The 18151-nt window shown below is 61.8% G+C and carries 18 protein-coding genes and 1 pseudogene; 13 read left to right on the top strand and 6 right to left on the bottom strand.

Annotated elements, in window-relative coordinates; genetic code table 11:
* The first annotated feature begins 43 nt into the window (after window positions 1-43).
* From B5F28_RS11020 to B5F28_RS11010, 3 genes and pseudogenes are all read left to right on the top strand, one after another.
* Entirely contained in the window at window positions 44-1243 is a 1200-nt protein-coding gene (locus B5F28_RS11020; protein ID WP_087295944.1) for a coenzyme F420-0:L-glutamate ligase, read from the top strand.
* An 81-nt stretch (window positions 1244-1324) separates the two neighbouring features.
* Window positions 1325-1612, top strand: a pseudogene (locus tag B5F28_RS11015) (transposase); the annotation flags it as partial.
* Entirely contained in the window at window positions 1564-2529 is a 966-nt protein-coding gene (locus B5F28_RS11010) for an IS3 family transposase (RefSeq protein WP_143424730.1), read from the top strand. The pseudogene B5F28_RS11015 and the gene B5F28_RS11010, both read left to right, overlap by 49 nt.
* Before the next feature lie 75 nt (window positions 2530-2604).
* On the opposite strand, the gene B5F28_RS11005 is transcribed toward B5F28_RS11010, so the two are convergent.
* The 5 genes from B5F28_RS11005 to B5F28_RS10985 all read right to left on the bottom strand — a co-directional run bounded on the left by B5F28_RS11005 (window position 2605) and on the right by B5F28_RS10985 (window position 9011).
* A complete protein-coding gene (locus B5F28_RS11005) occupies window positions 2605-3024 on the bottom strand; it encodes a DUF2871 domain-containing protein (RefSeq protein WP_087295941.1) in 420 nt (139 codons plus the stop codon).
* A gap of 110 nt (window positions 3025-3134) precedes the next feature.
* Window positions 3135-3692 carry a TetR/AcrR family transcriptional regulator gene (locus B5F28_RS11000; RefSeq protein ID WP_158097582.1) on the bottom strand — a complete coding sequence of 186 codons (558 nt, stop codon included), beginning with the start codon at window positions 3690-3692 and terminating at the stop codon, window positions 3135-3137.
* Between the two features lie 116 nt (window positions 3693-3808).
* Complete coding sequence (locus tag B5F28_RS10995; RefSeq protein WP_087295939.1) at window positions 3809-5200, bottom strand: Sapep family Mn(2+)-dependent dipeptidase; 1392 nt, start codon at window positions 5198-5200, stop codon at window positions 3809-3811.
* 174 nt (window positions 5201-5374) lie between these two features.
* Window positions 5375-7273: an ABC transporter ATP-binding protein gene (locus tag B5F28_RS10990; RefSeq protein WP_087295938.1), complete on the bottom strand. Its 1899-nt coding sequence runs from the start codon at window positions 7271-7273 to the stop codon at window positions 5375-5377.
* The gene (locus tag B5F28_RS10985; protein WP_087295937.1) at window positions 7266-9011 is read right to left on the bottom strand and encodes an ABC transporter ATP-binding protein; all 1746 of its coding nucleotides are present in this window, start codon (window positions 9009-9011) and stop codon (window positions 7266-7268) included. The genes B5F28_RS10990 and B5F28_RS10985 overlap by 8 nt, the downstream gene beginning before the upstream one ends.
* Window positions 9012-9346: 335 nt before the next feature.
* Between B5F28_RS10985 and B5F28_RS10980 the strand changes: the two genes are divergently transcribed.
* The 10 genes from B5F28_RS10980 (at window position 9347) to fliB (ending at window position 17648) form a co-directional block, all read left to right on the top strand.
* Window positions 9347-10324 (top strand): transglutaminase-like domain-containing protein, encoded by a 978-nt coding sequence (locus B5F28_RS10980; protein ID WP_087295936.1) that lies wholly within the window; start codon window positions 9347-9349, stop codon window positions 10322-10324.
* A 15-nt stretch (window positions 10325-10339) separates the two neighbouring features.
* The gene (locus B5F28_RS10975) at window positions 10340-11383 is read left to right on the top strand and encodes a type II secretion system F family protein (RefSeq protein WP_087295935.1); all 1044 of its coding nucleotides are present in this window, start codon (window positions 10340-10342) and stop codon (window positions 11381-11383) included.
* A 12-nt stretch (window positions 11384-11395) separates the two neighbouring features.
* Complete coding sequence (locus B5F28_RS10970) at window positions 11396-11725, top strand: hypothetical protein (RefSeq protein WP_087295934.1); 330 nt, start codon at window positions 11396-11398, stop codon at window positions 11723-11725.
* Between the two features lie 27 nt (window positions 11726-11752).
* Entirely contained in the window at window positions 11753-12214 is a 462-nt protein-coding gene (locus B5F28_RS10965; RefSeq protein ID WP_087295933.1) for a DUF4860 domain-containing protein, read from the top strand.
* 3 nt (window positions 12215-12217) lie between these two features.
* Window positions 12218-12646, top strand: coding sequence for a hypothetical protein (locus B5F28_RS10960; RefSeq protein ID WP_087295932.1), 429 nt, complete (start codon window positions 12218-12220; stop codon window positions 12644-12646).
* Window positions 12647-12671: 25 nt separating this feature from the next.
* On the top strand, window positions 12672-13094 hold the full coding sequence (locus B5F28_RS10955) for a hypothetical protein (RefSeq protein ID WP_087295931.1): 423 nt from the start codon (window positions 12672-12674) through the stop codon (window positions 13092-13094).
* Between the two features lie 54 nt (window positions 13095-13148).
* On the top strand, window positions 13149-14219 hold the full coding sequence (locus tag B5F28_RS10950) for a type IV pilus twitching motility protein PilT (RefSeq protein ID WP_087295930.1): 1071 nt from the start codon (window positions 13149-13151) through the stop codon (window positions 14217-14219).
* Between the two features lie 234 nt (window positions 14220-14453).
* A complete protein-coding gene (locus B5F28_RS10945; protein WP_087295929.1) occupies window positions 14454-14780 on the top strand; it encodes a hypothetical protein in 327 nt (108 codons plus the stop codon).
* 160 nt (window positions 14781-14940) lie between these two features.
* Window positions 14941-16482 carry a RecQ family ATP-dependent DNA helicase gene (locus B5F28_RS10940; protein ID WP_087295928.1) on the top strand — a complete coding sequence of 514 codons (1542 nt, stop codon included), beginning with the start codon at window positions 14941-14943 and terminating at the stop codon, window positions 16480-16482.
* 8 nt (window positions 16483-16490) lie between these two features.
* Entirely contained in the window at window positions 16491-17648 is a 1158-nt protein-coding gene (gene fliB, locus B5F28_RS10935) for a flagellin lysine-N-methylase (RefSeq protein ID WP_087295927.1), read from the top strand.
* Window positions 17649-17721: 73 nt separating this feature from the next.
* On the opposite strand, the gene B5F28_RS10930 is transcribed toward fliB, so the two are convergent.
* Window positions 17722-18141: a PaaI family thioesterase gene (locus tag B5F28_RS10930; RefSeq protein ID WP_087295926.1), complete on the bottom strand. Its 420-nt coding sequence runs from the start codon at window positions 18139-18141 to the stop codon at window positions 17722-17724.
* Window positions 18142-18151: the final 10 nt, after the last annotated feature.

The raw sequence follows: 18151 nt of genomic DNA, 5'->3' as shown, positions 1-18151 counted from the left end.
TGTCCCCGCGTGCTGAAATGAAACACAGAAGGAGACAGCTTTTATGGAACGTTTGGTTGGCACTGTATCCCGGGGCATCCGCGCCCCGATCATCCGCCAGGGCGACGACCTGGCCAGCATCGTGGTGGATTCCGTTCTGTCCGCCGCAAACAGCGAGGGCTTCTGCCTGCGCGACCGTGATGTGATCGCCGTGACCGAGGCCGTTGTGGCCCGCAGCCAGGGCAACTACGCCTCGGTGGAGAACATCGCCCAGGATGTGAAGGAAAAATTCGGCGGCGGCACGTTGGGTGTGATCTTCCCCATTCTGAGCCGCAACCGCTTCGCCATCTGCCTGAAGGGCATTGCCGCAGGCTGCGAAAAGGTTGTTCTGATGCTCAGCTACCCCTCCGACGAGGTGGGCAACCATCTGATCAGCGAGGATGAGCTGGATGCCTCCGGCGTGAACCCCTGGAGCGATGTGCTCAGCGAGGAGCGCTACCGGGAGCTGTTCGGCTACAAAAAGCACACCTTCACCGGCGTGGACTACGTGGAGTACTACCGCAGCGTGATCGAGGGTGCGGGCGCGAAGGCCGAGATCATCTTCGCCAACAACCCCCGTGCCATTCTGGACTACACCAAGAACGTGCTCAACTGCGACATCCACACCCGCAAGCGCACCAAGCGGCTGCTGACCGCCGCCGGTGCCGAAAAGGTGCTCAGCCTGGATGAGCTGATGACCGCCCCCGTGAACGGCAGCGGCTACAACGACGCCTACGGCCTGCTGGGCTCCAACAAGGCCACCGAGGAGACCGTGAAGCTGTTCCCCATCCACTGCCAGGAGCTGGTGGACGACATCCAGCAGCGGATTCTGGACGCCACCGGCAAGCACGTTGAGGTAATGGTCTACGGCGACGGCGCCTTCAAGGACCCCATGGGCAAGATCTGGGAGCTGGCCGACCCCGTTGTCTCCCCCGGCTACACCGCCGGTCTGGAGGGCACCCCCAACGAGCTGAAACTGAAGTATCTGGCCGACAACGACTTCGCCAACCTCTCCGGCCAGGAACTGAAGGATGCCATCTCCAAGGCCATCCGGGAGAAGGACGAGAAGGCCGAGAGCCTGACCGGCAACATGGCCAGCCAGGGCACCACTCCCCGCCGCCTCACCGACCTGATCGGCAGCCTGTGCGATCTGACCAGCGGCAGCGGCGATAAGGGCACCCCCATCATTCTGGTGCAGGGCTACTTCGACAACTACACCAAGTAATTTTTCCTCGCACAGCAAAGCGGGCGGTTCCGAAGTGAACTGCACCCCATTTGTTAGACAGTATGATATACTGAATAACAAATGGGGTGCTTTACTATGCCGAAAGGAATACCAAACAAACGCTATACACCAGAATTCAAGAAGCAGGTAGTAGAGGCGGTCATACAAGAGGGACTAAGCTATCAGGAGGCTGCCAGAATTTATGAAGTTCAAGGACATGACCGCATCCAAAGCTGGGAACGGATTTATTTGGAAGAGGGGCCGGAAGGTCTTGAGGTGGAGCGCAGAGGGCGCAGAAGCACAGGCAGGCCAAAGAAGCTATCCAGCAAAGTAGAAGAGGACTTGCTTGCCGAAGTGCAGCGGCTGCGAGCGGAAAATGCATACCTAAAAAACTTGCAAGCCTTGGTTTTGGAAGAAGAGCGACGCCAGCGCAAAAAGCGCAGGTAGTTCAAAAACTGAGGCATGAGTTCTCGCTGGACCTTCTGCTCACAATCGCTCAACTTCCTCGTGCGACCTTCTACTACCATCTGAAGCGGATGAGGGTTCCAGACAAATACAAGGAAGCCAAGGCAGAAATTGCCGCGATTTACCATGAGAACAAAGGACGGTACGGATACCGCCGTATCACAACTGAGTTACATAACCGTGGATTTTCCATGAACCACAAGACAGTCCAGCGGCTTATGAAGGGGTTGGGGCTGGTTTGCCGTGTCAGAATCAAGAAATATCGTTCTTACAAGGGCGAAGTGGGAAAACTTGCCCCTAATCTGCTGAACCGGAACTTCTATGCGGAAAAGCCAAACCAGAAATGGGTGACCGATGTAACCGAGTTCAGTCTGTTTGGACAGAAGATGTATCTCTCGCCCATTTTGGATTTGCACAACGGTTATCTGGTCAGCTATACCATCTCTGACCGGCCAGTATTGGGTATGATAACTTCCATGCTGGAGAAGGCGTTTGAGATGATACCCGACGGAACAGGATTGATCCTCCATTCTGATCAAGGCTGGCAGTATCAGCACAAGAAATACCAACACATGATCAGGAGGAAAGGGATTCGCCAGAGCATGAGCCGTAAGGGCAACTGCCTGGACAATGCCGTCATGGAGAATTTCTTTGGCTTACTCAAAAGTGAACTGCTGTACCTGCAAAAATTCGATTCCCTGGAACACTTCAAGCAGGAACTGGTGGACTATCTGGATTACTACAATAACCGCAGAATCAAGATAAAACTAAAGGGCTTGCCGCCTGCTCTTCACAGACAACAAGCCCTCTCGGTTGCTTGAACAATTTCTTCAAAAATATTGTCTAACTTTTCGGGGTCACTTCAAAGCTTCGGAACCGCCCGCTTTTTTGTTTTCTTATTCCTCGGTCTTGGCCACGGCCTTCAGCGCCAGGAACAGCATCACGATGGACACGCCCATCAGAAGATGGCCGATGCCCGCGATGCCGCTGATGGCCGCGTCCGCTCCGCTGCTCAGCGAGATGCCCAGCACCTGCACAACGCCACGCACGGTGAACATCACGGTCATGAAGGGCAGCGCCACGTTGTAAAGGCCGTAAAAGCGGCGGAACATGGGCTGAGCAGTCAGGCTGGTGGTCTTGGCGAAGAGCGCCAGCACCAGAAACAGCACCGTGCCCAGCGCGAACAGATGCAGGTGGTTCACCGCCAGAGTGGTCTTGCCGGCAAAGCCGTTCCACTTGGTGAATTCCCGGTAGAACACGCCGAAGGCCATAGAGGCGATGGCGTAGCCGAATGCGGTATTGATGAGTTTTTTCATAAGGGGTTCCCTCTTTCCGGGCCGTTGGCCCATTTCAGTTGATTTTGAACGCGGTTCAGAATTTATGAAAAAGCCGCGCCGCTCCCGCCGGGGCGGCGCAGAATATTTGGTCAGTACAGTACCCGCCGGATCACCGCCAGCAGCACCGCGCAGTCGGTGTCCTCCCGGGCAAGCCCTGCCATCAGGCCGGAGAACACAAACGCCACAAACTGCTGCCGGGTCAGATCCTGCCCGAAGGCATCCGGCCGCACCTTTTCGTCCCGCTCCAGCACCTGCTCCAGGCTGGCACGCATGTGGCCAAAGGCCTCTTCCATGGTCTGCCGGGCCTTTTTCCGGTCCTGGGCAGCAAAGCCGCTCATATGAGCCCGCAGAAAATCCGGATATTCCGCTGCCCCGGTACGGATGCTGTGGAACAGCCACTCCACACAGGCACAGAAATCCCCGCTCTGGGTGCAGCTGCCCGCCGCGTGGAAGATCCCCCGCCAGATGTCCTGCACCGTGGCGGTGACCAGCTCTGCTTTGCTGGGAAAATAATTGTACACCGAGCCCACCGCCACGTTGGCGGCAGCGGCCACTGCCCGCATGTTCAGTGCGGCCAGGCCCTGACTGGCGGCAATGCTCTTGCTGGCGGCCAGCAGCTCCTCGCGGGATGTGATCACTTTATTCATGGCGCTCCTGCCTTTCATCTTGAACACTGTTCATCATACAGGGTTTTCCTCGTCTTGTCAAGCAAAAAGCCGGGGCGGTGTTCTGTCCGCCCCGGCTGCAAGGCTGTTTTGCCGGATTACAGCTCGATGGTCTCCAGCTTCAGGATGGCCAGGATGTAGATCTTGAGCGCCTGCATCAGCTGGGCGATGTTGGCCGCCTCGTTGGCGCCGTGCATGGGGCCGCCGAACTCGGGCAGCACGGTGTCCAGCCGCTCGGGACCGAAGCTCACTGCCTTGGGGAAGTGACGGGCGTAGGTGCCGCCGCCCATGGTGAAGGGCTTGGCGTTCTCGCCGGTGACCTCGTTGTAGGTCTCGATCAGCGCCTGGATGGGTGCGGCGTCGGCGCTGATGTAGAAGGGCACCCGCCAGGTGGCCTGTTCCACGGTGGCGCAGCCCTCGGAGGCCGCCTCCAGCCGGGCCTTGATCTCCTCGCCGGTGATGCTGGTGGGGAAGCGGCTGTCCACATCCTGCCACAGGCGGCCGTCCTTCAGCTCGATCATGCCGCCGATGATGGTCAGCGGATCGAAGGCGTCATCGCTGGCGGCGATGCCCACGCCGCTGCCGTCGGTGTTGCTGTGCAGCTTGCGCAGGTAGGTCAGGAACTCCTCCTCTTCGGCGGTGACCAGATGATTGTCCAGCAGGTAATCCACGATCAGGCCGATGGAGTTCACGGTGTTCTGAGGCATGGCCGCATGGCCGCCCTTGCCCCAGCCGCGGATGCGCACCGCGCCATTCTCTTCTTCCAGAGTGATGCCCTCCCGCTCACTGAGAGCGGCGAAGTCTGCCTTCACCAGGCAGGAGGCACGGTCGGGCACCACGTTGTGGGCCACGCCGCCGGTGAACTCCAGAATGTTGCCGTTCTCCAGCTTCTTGGAAACCAGGTAGCCGTTGAAGCCACCCTTCTCGCCGTTGCACACCGGGAACTCGGCATCCGGGGAGAAGCAGAAATCGGGAGCGGGGTAGTTCTTCAGGTAGTACTCCACATCCTCCATGCCGGTCTCCTCGTTGGCGCCCAGCAGCGCGCGCACGCCGTACTTCAGGGGCACGTTATGCTCCTTGAGGAATTTCAGGGCGTACAGGCACAGCACACTGGGGCCCTTGTCGTCGGCCACGCCGCGGCCGATGATCCAGCCCTCCCGCACCTGCATGTCGAAGGGATCGGCGGTCCAACCGTTGCCCTGGGGCACCACGTCCAGGTGGGTGATGGTGGCGATCTGCTTGTCGGTCTCGCCGGGCAGCTCGGCCCAGCCCATGTAGCCCTCGCAGTTATTGGTGGAAAGGCCCATCTCGGCGGCGATCTTCAGCGCCTCGTCCAGTGCGGCGGCAGGGCCCGCGCCGAAGGGCTTGCCCGGCTCCGGGGTGCCCTCCACGCTGTTGATATCCACCAGGCGCTTGATGTCGCGCACAACATTTTCTTCATTGGCGGCCACAAATGCATCCACCGCGGCCCGCAGTTCCTTTGTAATCATTGCTTTCTATCTCCTTATCTCCGCAGCACTGCCCGCCGGGGGAGGCGCTGCGGTGAGTCATTTCTTACTGGCTATTATACCACGATTCCGGCATTTGAAAAGCCACCGGGCAACAAAAAGGGAGCCGCCCCAAAAAATCAGGGCGACTCCGCCAAACTGCGCACAATCCTGCAGTTATTCCAGCTCGAAGGCACCGGTGTACAGCTGGTAGTACTTGCCCTTCTGGGCGATCAGCTGTTCGTGGTTGCCGCGCTCGATGATGCGGCCCTGCTCCAGCACCATGATCACATCGGCGTTCTTTACGGTGGAAAGCCGGTGAGCGATCACGAACACGGTGCGGCCGGTCATCAGCGCATCCATGCCCCGCTGCACAATGGCCTCGGTGCGGGTGTCGATGCTGCTGGTGGCCTCGTCCATGATCATAACCGGCGGGTCCGCCACCGCGGCCCGGGCGATGGCCAGCAGCTGCCGCTGCCCCTGAGACAGGTTCGCGCCGTTGCTGGTGAGCATGGTGTTGTAGCCCTCCGGCAGGCGGGTGATGAAGTCGTGTGCGCCTGCCAGCAGCGCGGCGGCCTTGCACTCCTCATCGGTGGCGTCCAGGTTGCCGTAACGGATGTTCTCCATCACGGTGCCGGTGAAGAGGTTGGTGTCCTGCAGCACGATGCCCATGCTGCGGCGCAGGTCCGCCTTCTTGATCTTGTTGATGTTGATGCCGTCGTAGCGGATCTTGCCGTCGGCAATGTCGTAGAAGCGGTTGATCAGGTTGGTGATGGTGGTTTTGCCCGCGCCGGTGGCACCCACAAAGGCCACCTTCTGTCCTGCCTCCGCATACAGGGTCACATCGTGCAGAACGGTCTTGTTGGGGGTGTAGCCGAAGTCCACATCGAACAGGCGCACATCGCCCCGCAGCCGGGTGTAAGTGACGGTACCGTCGCTGTGGGGATGCTTCCAGGCCCACACGTTGGTACGCTCGGCACACTCGCTCATGCTGCCGTCCGCGTTCTCCTTGGCGTTCACCAGGGTCACGTAGCCGTTGTCCTCCTCGGGCTTTTCATCCAGCAGGGTGAAGATGCGCTGGGCGCCCGCCAGGCCCATGACCACCGCGTTGATCTGCTGGGACACCTGCATGATGCTGCCCGCAAACTGCTTGGTCATGTTCAGGAACGGTACCACAATGCTGATGCTCAGCGCCAGGCCGGAAATGCTCACGTTGGGCACGCCGGCCATGAGCAGAAAGCCGCCGGCCACTGCCACCACCACATAGACCACGTTGCCCATGTTGTTCAGGATGGGGCCCAGAATGTTGGCGAACTTGTTGGCGCTCTCGGCGGCGCGGAACAGCTCATCATTGCGCTTGTCGAAGTCGGCCTTGCTCTCCTCCTCGTGGCAGAAGACCTTGACCACCTTCTGGCCGTTCATCATCTCCTCCACGTAGCCCTCCATGGCGCCGATGGCCTCCTGCTGGCGCAGGAAGAAGCGGGCGGAGTTGCCGCCCACCTTTTTGGTGAGCCAGGCCATGACCGCCACACCGGCCACCACCACAAGGGTCATCCACAGGCTGTAATACAGCATGATGCAGGTAACGCTGGTCATGGTGACCAGGGTGATGGTGATCTGGGGGAAGCTCTGGGACACCAGCTGCCGCAGGGTATCGATATCGTTGGTGTAGTAGCTCATGATATCGCCGTGGTTGTTGGTGTCGAAATAACGAATGGGCAGATCCTGCATGCCGCTGAACATCTTGACACGCAGCTTTTTCAGAAAGCCCTGGGTGATGATGGCCATCATCCGGGTATAGGTAAAGGCGGAGATGAGCGCCAGCAGATACATCACTACCAGAACGCTCACCAGACCCATAACCTGACCGGAGGCAGCGGCCCAGTCGCCGCTCTGCCAGTTGGCCTCGATCACGGCGATGACCTTCTGCATGAACACCGCAGGCAGCGAGCTGATGATGGCGCTGAACAGAATGCAGGCCACCACCACCGGCATCATGACCGGATAGAACGAGAACAGTGTTTTGAAGATGCGCAGCAGGGTGCCCTGCTTGCTGATGGTCGGATTGTTATGCATTCTCCTGCCCTCCTGCCTTGTTCTGCGAGGTGTAGACCTCGCGATAGATCTCGCTGGTCTCGAGCAGCTCCTTGTGGGTGCCGATGGCACTGATGGCGCCGCCGTCCAGCACCAGGATGCGGTCCGCGTCCTCCACCGAGGAGGTACGCTGGGCAATGATGATCTTGGTGGTCTCGGGGATGAACTCCCGGAAGGCCTTGCGGATCAGCGCGTCGGTCTTGGTATCCACCGCGCTGGTGGAGTCGTCCAGGATCAGCACCTTGGGCTTTTTCAGCAGAGCCCGGGCGATGCACAGGCGCTGCTTCTGACCGCCGGACACGTTGGAGCCGCCCTGCTCGATGTAAGTATCGTATTTGTCCGGGAAGCGCTGGATGAACTCATCCGCCTGAGCCAGGCGGCAGGCCTCCTCCAGCTCGGCGTCGGTGGCGTTCTTGTTGCCCCAGCGCAGGTTCTCCTTGATGGTACCGCTGAACAGCACGTTCTTCTGCAGCACCACGGCCACCTGGTTGCGCAGCGTCTCCAGATCGTACTCCCGCACGTCGCGGCCACCCACCTTCACGCTGCCCTCGGTGGCGTCGTACAGACGGCTGATCAGCTGGATCAGCGAGGACTTGGAGGAACCGGTGCCGCCGATGATGCCGATGGTCTCGCCGCTCTTGATGTGCAGGTCGATGTCGGTCAGGGCCATGCGCTCGGCATGCTCGGAATACTTGAAGCTCACATGGTCAAAGTCGATGGAACCGTCCGCCACTTCGGTGATGCCGTTTTCGGGGCTTTTCAGGGTGCTCTCCTCCTGAATGACCTCCAGAATACGGTGGGCGGACTCGCTGGCCATGGTGATCATTACGAATACCATGGAGAACATCATCAGGCTGCTCAGGATCTGGAAGCTGTAAGTAAGCAGCGCCGAGAACTGGCCCACGTCCAGCGCCATGCCCCGGGTGGTGATGATGGTGTAGGACCCGAAGGACAGCACGAAAACCATGACCACATACAGGCTGAACTGCATCAGGGGGTTGTTGAAGGCCAGAATCTTTTCCGCCTGGGTGAAGTCGCGGCAGACGTCCTCGGCGGCAGCGGTGAACTTCTTCTTCTCGTAGTCCTCCCGCACATAGGATTTGACCACCCGCATGCCCTGCACGTTCTCCTGAATGGAGTTGTTCAGCGCGTCGTACTTTTTGAACACCCGCTTGAACAGGGGCATTACGGTGCGGATGACGCAGAACAGGCCGATGCCCAGAATGGGGGCCACCAGCAAAAAGATCAGCGCCATGCGTCCGCCCATCACAAAGGCCATGGTGAACGAGAACACCAGCATCAGCGGGCAGCGGATGGCGGCGCGCACGATCATCATGTAGGCCATCTGCACGTTGGTGATGTCGGTGGTCAGACGGGTCACCAGCGACGAGGTGGAAAATTTGTCGATGTTCTGGAAAGAATAGTCCTGAATCTTATAGAACATATCCTTGCGCAGATTGCGGGCAAAGCCGCAGGATGCGGTGGCCGCATACTTGCCCGCCAGCACGCCGAAAAACAGCGACAGGCCGGCCATGGCCAGCAGCACCGCACCATATTGCAGAATGGTGGAAAAGCCGCAGCCCGCCTTGATCTGGTTCACCAGCTGGGCGATCACAAAGGGGATGATGCATTCTATGAGCACCTCCAGCGACACAAAGACCGGCGCCTTGATGGACACGGATTTGTACTCCCGAATGGATCGCGCGAGTTGTTTGTACATATCTTGTTTCACTCCTCCTGTTCTTTTTCCCAAAGCGGTATACACCGCCCCACATATTGCTTGCGCACGCAAACAATATGTGGGCGATAAAAAGAGCGCAAGTCCGGGCCTGCCGGGCTTACGCTTTTGGCTTGGTTTTTCTTATTATACCTACTATAATAGGGGGCTGTCAACAGAAAAGCGCCCTGCTTTTATGAAATTTCGCCAATTTGCACCGGACTTTTTCTCTTTTTTGCACTATTGTCCGCCTCGGCAGACTCCGATCCTCTTTACAAGCCGGAACTGTATTTTTATAATAAGATTGAATCATTTTTTGCAAAAAGGAGGGGTGCCGCTTGAAGCTGCCCAAACCGTTGTGGCTGGCCGCCGCGGCACTGGCACTGGCCCTCTGCGCGGGCTGCGGCTCGCCCGAGCCCTCGCAGCAGATCGAAAGCATCGCCCAGACCTCTGCCCCCGGCGCATCCTCGCTCCAGGCAGACAAGGCCGGAAGCTTCACCGCCCCCGCGCCGCTGACCACCGCCTTCGACGAGGCCGCCGCCCAGACCGACAACGGCGTTTTCTGGGACACCAGCCATCTTTCCCAGGGCTATGTGGCGGTGCGCACCGATCAGGAGGGTAAGATCAAATTTCTGCTCACCTATCAGGGCGACACCGGCGGCGCGCCCAGCCAGTATTCCTACCTGATGCCCGCGGACGGCTCGGCCGCCGTCATCCCGCTGCAGCTGGGCGACGGGCCCTATGAGCTGGCGGTCTGCCAGAACATCTCCGGCGACAAATATTCCTATCTGAGCCGCCAGAGCGTATCGGTCACACTGGAGGACGAGTTCGCGCCCTTCCTGCGGCCCAGCATCTATATCCCCTATTCCCCGGATTCAGCCTGCGTGGCAAAGGCCAGCGAGCTCACCGCCGGGGCGGCCGACGAGGTGGACGCAGCAGGCCGCATTTACGATTACATCGTGAAGAACATCGCCTACGACACCCCCAAGGCCGAGAGCATCGGCACCGACTATTACCCGGACCCGGACGAGACTCTGGCCACCAGCAAGGGCATCTGCGTGGACTACGCGGCGCTGGCCGCTGCCATGCTGCGCAGCCAGGGCATTCCCACCAAGCTGATCACCGGCTATGTGGCCCCGAATGACCTGTATCACGCCTGGAACATGATCTGGCTGGAGGAAACCGGCTGGATCACCGTGGAGTTTGAGGTGAAGCCCGGGGTCTGGAATCGGGTGGACACCACCTTCGCCGCCGGAGGCGCGGGCAGCCAGTACATCGGCGACGGCAGCAATTATACCGATTTCCGCACTTATTAAAGGGAGGGCAATGCAATGGCAAAAAACGAACTGAACAGCCTGGCCGTGAGCGCCTTTTGTGAATCCATGGCCATGATGCTGGAGGCCGGCATCCAGCCGGACGAGGCCGCCGCCCTTCTTGCGGAGGACGGCGGCGCTGGTCAGCTGCAGCAGGCGGCGCTTTCCATGCAGAAATCCCTGCTGCTGGGCGAAAGCCTTTCCCAGGCGGCCAGAACCTGCGGCATGTTTCCGGACTACGCGGTGCGCATGATCGCCGCGGGCGAGGTGAGCGGCCGAACCGACAGCGTGCTGCGCAGCCTGGCCCGGCACTACGCCAGCCAGGACCAGCTGCAGAAAAAGCTGAAAAGCGCGGTGTTCTACCCCGGCGTGCTGCTGGGGCTCACCGCTGTGATTCTGGCGGTGCTGGTGGCCAAGGTGCTGCCGGTGTTCACCGGCGTGTACCAGAGCCTGGCGGGCAGTCTGGCCGCCTCCTCCTACGGCTACATAAATTTCGCCTATATCGTGGGCTGGGCCGCTCTGGTCATCACCCTGCTGCTGGCGGCGGTTCTGGCCGCGGGTCTTGTGCTCAGCGGCAGCAGCGCCGGTTCCCACCGGCTGGCCCGGCTGTTTGAGAAGATTCCCTTCACCGCCCCCGCCGCCCGCAAGCTGGCGGTGGCCCGGCTGGCCAGCGCCCTTTCGCTGTTTCTGGCCAGCGGCGTGGATGCGGACACCGCCCTCACCGCCGCCAGCGACATGGTGGACCACCAGGGTCTGCGCGCTCAGCTGCAGGCCTGCCATGAGGACATGCTGAAGGGCAAGGGGCTTTCCACCGCATTGTTTGAACACAAGGTCTTCGAGCCGCTGTATGGCCGTATGCTCATCAGCGGCGCCCGCAGCGGCCAGGCCGACACGGTGCTGGCCCGGCTGACCCAGCTGTTCACCCAGGACGCCCAGGCCGCGCTGGACCGGCTGATCGATTCCATCGAGCCGCTGCTGGCCGCTTTCCTGACCCTGGCGGTCGGGGTGACGCTGCTGGCCGTGATGCTGCCGCTCATCGGCATTCTGGGCTCCATCGGCTAAGGAGGGGTTTGGATGTATCACATCAAGCAGATACTTTCGCTGCGCACCCGGCTGGCTATGGCCGCCGGGCTTCTGGCGGTGCTGGTTCTGCTCATCGCAGCCTTTGCGCTGGGCTCCCGGCAAGTGGGCCGCGATCTGGACAGCGCCAGCGCCCAGGCCCTGCGCCAGGCGGTGCTGCAGGCCGCGGTGCAATGCTACGCGGTGGAGGGCAGCTACCCTGCCAGCCTGGATTATCTGGAAGAAAACTACGGTCTTTTGGTGAACCACGACCGTTTTATTGTGACCTATGAGGCCTTTGCCTCCAACCTGATGCCTCAGGTGAACGTGCTGGAGCGGGCCTGAACACCCCCGCGGAAGGAGAGTTGAGCGATGGAACACAAGGAGCCCGGGCGCCTGGCGCCCCTGCTGGCCATGGCCCTGTTCGGCCTGATGCTGGCCTGTGTGCTGGGGCTGATGGCGCTGGGCAGCGGCCTTTACGGCAGCGTGACCCGGTCCATGACCGCCAACAACGCCGCCCGGGCCAGCCTGCGCTATCTGACCACCAGTGTGCGCGCCGCCGACACCGCCGCCGGCCTGCGGCTGGAAGGCGGCCCCGAGGGCGTGATACTGGTGCTGGAGGAGCCCTCCACCGGCTACGAGACCCGGATCTATCTGTGGCAGGGCCAGCTGGTGGAGGAGTACACCGCCGCCGAAAGCGACCCCGCCCCGGAGAACGCCCAGCCGGTGTGCGCCTGCACCCGCTTTGAGGCCGAGCGCTCCGGTTCGCTGCTGGAGCTGACCACAGACCAGGGCACCGCGCGGGTGGCCCTGCGCTGCGCAGAGGGAGAATGAACCATGAAGCACCGCAAAAACACCGCGTTTTTTATTGAGGCGCTGCTGCTGACCCTGTTCGTGCTGGCGCTCTGCACCGTGCTGGTGCGCCTGTTCGCCGCCGCTCGCCTGCGCTCGACTCAGGCCCAGGAGCTGACCGCGGCCCAGCAGATCGCCCAGAACGTGAGCGAGAGCTTTTATGCCAGCGATTCTGAGGAGGCGTTCTGGCAGCTGCTGGGGACTGCGAACCCACCCGCCGAAGGCCAGGCGCTGACCCTGACCGTGGACAGCCAGGGCCGCCCGGACCCCATCGGCACCTATGAACTGGAGCTGACTCTGGAGCACCAGGCCACTCAGGCCGGGCAGACGGCCCGGCTGGCCCTGCGGCTTTCCGGCAGCGGCGGGCAGGTGCTGTTCGAGGGCACCTTCGACCGCTATCTGCCCGGGTCCTGAGGTTTTGTGAAAGGAGGCTACTGCCATGATGGAACGCCATAACGTGCCCCCCATCCGCTCCGGCGCACTTACCCTGCTGCTGGCACTGGCTGCGATCTGCCTGGCCGTGCTGGCCGTGCTTTCTCTCACCACCGCTCAGGCGGACCTGTCGCTGGCGCAAAAATCCCTGGACCGCTTTTCCCAGGACGCAGCGCTGGAAAACGAAGGCCAGCAGTGGCTGGCCCAGCTGGACGCGGCGCTGGCCGCCGGGCAGGATACCGCCGCCCTTGGCCAGACCGGCGAGGACGGCGCTGTTACCGTGACCCTCACCGGGCAAGCCGGCCGCACCCTGACCATCGCCGCGCTGCCCACGCCCCAGGGCCCCGGCCGTTATACCCTGACCCGCTGGCAGTATGGCCAGGAGCGGGACTTTGATCAGGGCCCCCAGCTGTGGGACGGCAGCTTCTGAGCGCCCACGCTGTTGTTTTGTTAGATGCTCCGGCTGAAACAGGAGGTTTTATTTATGGAGATGGACGCCGTTCTGCACCGCGCCATTGATGTGCGGGCATCGGATATTTTTATCATTGCCGGCCTGCCGCTGACCTATAAGGTCAACGGCCGCCAGCTGCGGGAGGGCGAAATGCTCACCCCCGCCGACACCGCCCACCTGGTGGAGGGCATCTACGCTTTGTGCGGCCGCAATATGGACCGCTGCGCCGCCGAGGATGCGGATGACGACTTTTCCTTTGCCATTCCCCATCTGGGCCGTTTCCGGGCCAACGTACTGCACCAGCGCGGCAGTCTTGCGGTGGTGCTTCGGGTGATCCAGTTCGGCCTGCCTGACCCCCAGGCTCTGGGCATTCCTTCCCAGGTGATGGACGCAGCCAAAAAGCTGAAGGGGCTGGTGCTGGTCACCGGGCCCGCGGGCAGCGGCAAATCCACCACCCTGGCCTGCCTGATCGACTCCATCAACCACAGCCGGGAAGCCCATATCATCACCATGGAGGACCCCATCGAATACATCCACCGGCATCAGAAGTGCATCGTGACTCAGCGGGAGATCGGCAGCGACAGCCCCAGCTATGTGCGGGCGCTGCGCAGCGCCCTGCGGGAAAGCCCGGACGTGATCCTGCTGGGCGAAATGCGGGACCACGAGACCATCGAGGTGGCCATGACCGCCGCCGAGACCGGCCAGCTGCTCTTCTCCACCCTGCACACCACCGGCGCGGCCAGCACCGTGGACCGCATTGTGGACTCCTTCCCCGCCAGTCAGCAGCAGCAGGTGCGCATCCAGCTGTCCATGGTATTGCAGGCGGTCATCAGCCAGCAGCTGGTGCCCACGGTGGACGGTGGCCAGACAGTTGCCTTTGAGGTGATGTACACCAACCCCGCCATCAAGAACATGATCCGCGAGGCCAAATCCCACCAGCTGGACGCGGCCATCCAGGCCGGTGCCGCCGAGGGCATGTGCACCATGGATACCAGCCTTCTTCGCCTGTACCAGCAGGGCCGCATCACCCGTGACACTGCCCTCACCCATTCCATCTACTATGAAGCCATGGAAAAACGCCTAGCCGCGCTGTCCATGCTGTAAAGCAACATTCTTTCGCCCCATTCCTTCGGGAATGGGGCTTTTTTGCGCTATTTTTGCATTATCGTCCGCGTCGGTGGCCCAAACGCTCCTTTTTCCAAAAATTAATTGACTTTATCAGATATATCGAATATACTGACTATGTCAGATAAATCAACCGCACGGCGGTCTTTCCCCACGCCGTGCCCGATACCGGCCCCGCACCCGGGGCTCTGCATAAGAAAAGGAGACTGTAACATGAAAACTTCCACCAAGATCTGGCTCTGGTTTGCTCTGGTGCTCTGCGCCGCCACCACCGTGATGAACGCCTGCTTCGGCCGCTGGCCCTCCGTGATTGTGGCCATTGTTTCCCTGGCCGGCCTGTGCATGGTGCTGTTTGCCAAAAAGAAGGCGGGTTTTGCCCTGATGTGCTGCTGCTATGTGGTTTCCTTCTTTGTGGCCGTGCTGGGCAGCCTGGGCCAGCCGGGTCTGCTGGTGTCCATCATCATGTCGCTGGTGGGCAGCCTGCTGGTTCCCGTGATTACCTGGCTGCTCCTGCGCCGGGACTGGGACAGCCTGAACTGAGGCGCTTCATTTCCTTCGCTTTTTTCTCCCCATTTTCATACGAACCACAGCAAAAGGGCCGCTGATGTTTCAGCGGCCCTTTTGCCTGTGCCCGTTCCTTCGCAAAATCTGCTATAATAGATTGCGAACGTTTTATCCCATCCCCGACTGAGGTGTTTCCATGAATTATGATCCGATCCGGGTCCACCGGACATTGAAGGATATTTTCGGCTACGACGCCTTCCGCCCCGGCCAGCAGGAGGTGGTGGACGCCCTGCTGGCCGGGCAGGACGTGCTGGCGGTCATGCCCACCGGCGCGGGCAAATCCATCTGCTACCAGCTGCCGGCCTTGCTTTTGCCCGGCATCACCGTGGTGGTCAGCCCGCTGATCAGCCTGATGCAGGATCAGGTGCAGGCGCTGATCCAGATGGGCGTGCGGGCGGCCTACATCAACTCCTCCCTCACCGAGAACCAGTGCCGCAAGGCGCTGGCCAACGCCTGCGACGGCATGTATAAGATCGTGTATGTGGCCCCGGAGCGGCTGCTGACCCCAGGCTTTCTGCGCTTTTCCCACAGCGTGCAGATCTCGCTGCTCTGCGTGGACGAGGCCCACTGCGTCTCCCAGTGGGGGCAGGACTTCCGGCCCAGCTACCTGCAGATTCGCCAGTTTGCGGACCAGCTGAACCAGCGCCCGCCGCTGGGAGCCTTCACCGCCACCGCCACCCAGCGGGTGAAGGACGACATCCGTCAGCTGCTGGCCCTGCGCCAGCCCCTGGAGCTGACCACCGGCTTTGACCGGCCCAACCTGTTCTTCGAGGTACAGCGGATGGAGGAGCGGGAGAAGTTTCCCTGCCTGCTGGCCTACCTGAACGACCACCCTCAGGCCACCGGCATCGTGTACTGCTCCACCCGCAAAAAGGTGGACGAGGTATACGAAAAGCTCATCGGCCAGAACATCGCCGCCGCCCGCTATCATGCGGGCATGGCTCCGGAGGAGCGCCAGCGCAGCCAGGAGGCCTTCCTCTTCGATCAGGCGCGGGTGATGGTGGCCACCAATGCCTTCGGCATGGGCATCGACAAATCCAACGTGAACTTCGTCATCCACTACAACATGCCCCTGGATCTGGAGAGCTACTACCAGGAGGCGGGCCGCGCCGGGCGGGACGGTCAGGACGCGGACTGCATCCTGCTCTACTCCGCCGGGGATGTGCGCACCGGCAACTTCCTCATCGACAACAGCGAGCCCGCCGCCGGGGCCAGCCCGGAGGAGGTGGAGACCCAGCTTCTGCGCCAGAAGGACCGGCTGCGTCAGATGACCTTTTACTGCCACAGCCGCTACTGTCTGCGGGGGGAGATTTTAAAATACTTCGGCCAGCGCACCGGCCGGGAGGGCTGCGGCGCCTGCTCGGTCTGCCGCCCCGATCTGCAGCGGGCCTCGGTGGTGAAGCTGGCCGCGAAGAGCGCAGCCAAGCTGAAGGCCATCGAGGAAAAGGACCTGAATGCGGACCATCTGCAGCAGCTCAAGGACCTGCGGCTCAAGCTGGCCCGGCAGGCGGGCGTGCCCGCCTTCGTGGTCTTCACCGACGCCACCCTGCGGGCCATGTGCGCCCATCTGCCCAAGACCCGGGAAGCACTTCTGGAGGTGCCCGGCGTGGGCGTGCGCAAGTGCGAGCAGTACGGCGAGGAATTCCTTGCTCTGCTGAACACCTTTGAAAAGGAGTGAGAGCCCCCATGCGGCTCACCGTACCTGATTACTACGACCGGTTCCGGTGCATCGCCTCCCGCTGCACCGACAACTGCTGCATCGGCTGGGAGATCGGCATCGACCCGGCCGCGCTGGCGGATTACCAGTCCCAGACCGGCGCCTTCGGTGACCGGCTGCGGGCGGCCATCCAGCCCGGGGACCCGCCCTATTTCGCCCTGACCGGGGCGGGGCGCTGCCCCTTTCTGAACAGCGAAAACCTGTGCGACATCTACCGACATCTGGGCGAAACCCACCTCTGTGCCATCTGCGACCAGCATCCCCGCTTTCACAACTGGTTCGGCGCGGAAAAGGAGAGCGGTCTGGGCCTGAGCTGTGAGGAGGCCGCCCGGCTGATTCTGTTTTCTGCTCCGCCCCGGCTGACCAGCCGGGACATTGCGGAAGCGCCGGACCCCGACGGCCCCGACCCGGAGCTGCTGGCCGGACTGCGGGCAGTTCGCGAATCCGCCTTCGCTCTGCTGCGGGAGGCGGCGCTGCCTCTGGTGGTAAGGCTCGCCCTGCTGGCCAGCCTGGCCCGGGACCTGCAAAGCTGGATGGACGGCGCGCCGGAGCAGGCCGAAGCCCGGGGCTGCACCGCCCAGCAGCTGACCGCCGACGCGGCCTTTGCGCTGGCGGAATTTTACGGCGAACAGAGCCGCTGGCCGGACCTGGCCCGGCAGCTGGCCGAGGCCGTCCCCGAGGCCTCACTTGCGGAATTTCTCGCCCCGCTGCTGGCGCTGCTGGAAACCCTCCCGGCCAATCACGCCGATTGGCCCGGACGGCTGGCCGAGCTGCGGCAGGCGCTGCCCCAACGGCTGGCCCATCCTCTGTGGGAAACCCCGGAGCTGGAACAGACGGCAGCGAATGTGGCCCACTACATGCTCTACCGGTATTTCGTATCCGAGGCCTGTGAGGGCGACGCGCTGTGCGGCGCGATGCACGCCATCGCCGCGGCCCTGCTGCTGCCCCTGCTGGCGAAGCAGGAGCAGGGCGATTTTCAGACCGTTTTGGTCAGCGCCGCCAAGGCCTATTCCCGGGAGGTGGAATACGCCCCGGACAACCTGCGGGCGGTGAACGAAGCCTTCTGGCAGGCGGACTGGGCCGCGCCGGGCCTTGTGATCGGCGGCCTGCTGGGCCTGCACCCTTGAATACAAACAAAGAGAGCATCTGCCCGCCGGGTTCCGGCAGGCGAATGCTCTCTTTTTCTGTTTCTCGCAACGTTCAGTCCAGCCCGGGGATCTTGTCATCCAGCCGATACATGGTAAAGCTGGCGGTGGCCACCAGCCTGCCCTCCTGGTTGGTGATGGTCACTCGGTTCACGCAGGTGTGGCGGCCGGAATGCTCGCTCACCGCCTCCACCGTGAGCAGGTCGCCGGGGCGGCCTGCTGCCAGATAGTTCATGCCGGCCTGCAGCGTCACATGGGCATAGCCGCCCGCGCAGGCGGCCAGACCGCTGCAGCTGTCGCACAGGGTATACAGCCAGCCGCCGTGGGCGTTGCCGAAGGCGTTCTTTGCCTGGTCGCCCACCGGAGCCCGCAGCCGGGCCAGACCCGGCTCACAGGCCAGAATCTCGATCGCATCCAGGCAGGTCACCGGCTTGAGCCGGGCGCGGGCAAATGCCAGCAGCTTCTCCTTGTCCATGTTCGTTCCT

This window comes from Gemmiger sp. An194, assembly GCF_002160145.1.
In the GTDB taxonomy this organism is placed as follows: Bacteria; Bacillota; Clostridia; order Oscillospirales; family Ruminococcaceae; genus Allofournierella.
Note: the sequence above shows the minus strand (reverse complement) of the source record. Positions and strands in the feature narration are given on the sequence as shown.